2 protein-coding genes are annotated in these 2,033 nt (G+C 73.6%); both read left to right on the forward strand.

Annotated elements, in window-relative coordinates; translation table 11 throughout:
• On the forward strand, positions 1–1,506 hold a 1,506-nt coding region (locus VK611_19055), incomplete at its 5' end, for a D-alanyl-D-alanine carboxypeptidase family protein (GenBank protein HMG43437.1).
• A 17-nt stretch (positions 1,507–1,523) separates the two neighbouring features.
• A partial coding sequence (locus tag VK611_19060; protein HMG43438.1) for a hypothetical protein occupies positions 1,524–2,033 on the forward strand: 510 nt, incomplete at its 3' end.

The following is a 2,033-nucleotide window of genomic DNA, read 5'->3' on the forward strand; positions in this document are numbered from 1 at the left end:
AAGCCCAACGTCAAGGCCCGCGCCAAGCGACGCCTCCAACGCAACCTCCGCGGACAGCTCAGAGACCAGCTCCGCGGCGGCAACGACAACAACAAGAACAAGGACCCCAACCTCCTCCAGGGCGACGGCATCGCCAACGCCACCGGACGCCTCGCCAAGCAGACCCCCCGCAAAGCCCTCCGCTTCGCCAAGAAGCGCATCAAACGCCTCCTGCTCACCAAGGACGGCGAGAAGGCCCTCGAGAAGACCAAGAAGAGCCGCAAGCTCGTCAGACGACTCATCCTCGTCCAGGTCCTGGCCCTGGTCCTCGCCTTCGTCGCCCCCCTGGTGTTCATCCTGTTCAGCATCGCCGGCAGCCCCGACGAGGAGACCCTGGAGCAGCAGGCCGCCGCCCAGATGGGCATGCAGTTCCCCGGGGCGATCCCGGTGGAGCTCCTGCCCGAGGTCGCCCGGGCCACCGGCATCGCGGGCGAGGCGCTGAGCGCCTACTCGTCGGCCGCGGGCAGCTACCCGATCGAGTGGATCGTGCTGGCCGGGGTCGGCTGGGCCGAGTGCGAGCACGGCACCAACCGGGACGCGGGCTGCGCCCCGAGGTACTCGGTGAACGGAGCCGGCGCCCGCGGCCCGATGCAGCACCTGGGCGACATCTGGCGGGTCGGCCGGGACCGCTTCGACGCCCACGTCGAGGGACCGCCGTCGCCCGAGGGCGCCCACTACTCGGTGGGCTTCGCCGCCGACGGCGACGGCGACGGCGTGGCCGATCCCTGGAACTGGTACGACGCCGCCCACGGTGCCGCCCGGGAGATGACCACCTACCGCCAGGAGCTCCTGCAGGCGGACGACGCCCGGTACCAGGACTGGAAGTACACGATCGCGGCCTACAACGCCGGCGTCGGCGGCGTGACCGACGCGGGCGGCGTCCCCGCGGGCGAGGCGACCGCCCACAACGCCAAGGCCCTCGCCGAGATCGAGCGGATCCGGGCCGCGGTCGCCGACATCGACCTCGGGCCGGCGGGCGACTTCGGCCCGCCCCCCGCCGGCGCCCGCACCGTGCAGACCGCCAACGGGCCGCTCGACGTCGTCGACCTGCGCGTGCCGGCCGGCGGCGAGACGCTCACCGTCAGCGTGGAGATCGCCGCCCAGGTGCAGGCGCTGATCGACGCCGCCTGGAGCGACGGGGTGAAGCTCGTCTCGGTCAGCAGCTTCCGCACCTACCAGGAGCAGATCGCGTCGCGGAAGCGCAACTGCGGCACCAGCCACTACGCCATCTACGAGATGCCGTCGATGCAGTGCGACGACGACGGCCAGGGCAGCCCGGTGGCGATTCCGGGCCAATCGCGGCACGAGCGGGGCGTCGCCATCGACTTCGGCTGCGCCGGCAGCTCCCTGATGACCACGTCGACGTCGTGCTTCCGGTGGCTGGACGCCAACGCCGGCAAGTACGGCCTCCACGTCCTCGACTGCGGCCTGTGCGAGCCATGGCACTGGTCCGAGGACGCGCACTGAGAGGGATGGGCTGAGCCGTGGCGATCCAGGTAGTGGCCGTCGTGGCCCAGCGGGTGGCGCAGGTGGGCGCCCAGGTGACGGCCCGGGCGGGGGCGGTGGCCGGTCGGGTGGCGGGGAAGGGTGCCCAGGCGGCAGGGAAGGCCGCCGGCAAGGGCGCCCAGGGAGCCGCCCGAGGCGCCACCCGAGGCGCCGGCGCGGCCGGCCGGGGAGCGACGCAGACGGCGACCCGCGGCGCCCAGGCCGCCGGGCGGGGTGCGGGTCAGGCGGCCCGGGCGGGACGTCCCGGCACCAAGCCGCCCACCGGTCGCCCGGCCAGCGGCGCCGGCAGCCGGGGGCCCGGACGGGGCCCGGGTGGCTCCGGTGGGCCCCAGCAGCCGAAGACGCCCCTGAAGAAGGACGCCAAGGGCCTCCGCGGGCAGCTCGAGAAGGCCAAGCCCAACGTCAAGGCCCGCGCCAAGCGACGCCTCCAACGCAACCTCCGCGGACAGCTCAGAGACCAGCTCCGCGGCGGCAACGACAACAACAAG

It is taken from the genome of Acidimicrobiales bacterium, assembly GCA_035316325.1.
Taxonomy (GTDB): Bacteria; Actinomycetota; Acidimicrobiia; order Acidimicrobiales; family VFJN01; genus DASXTK01.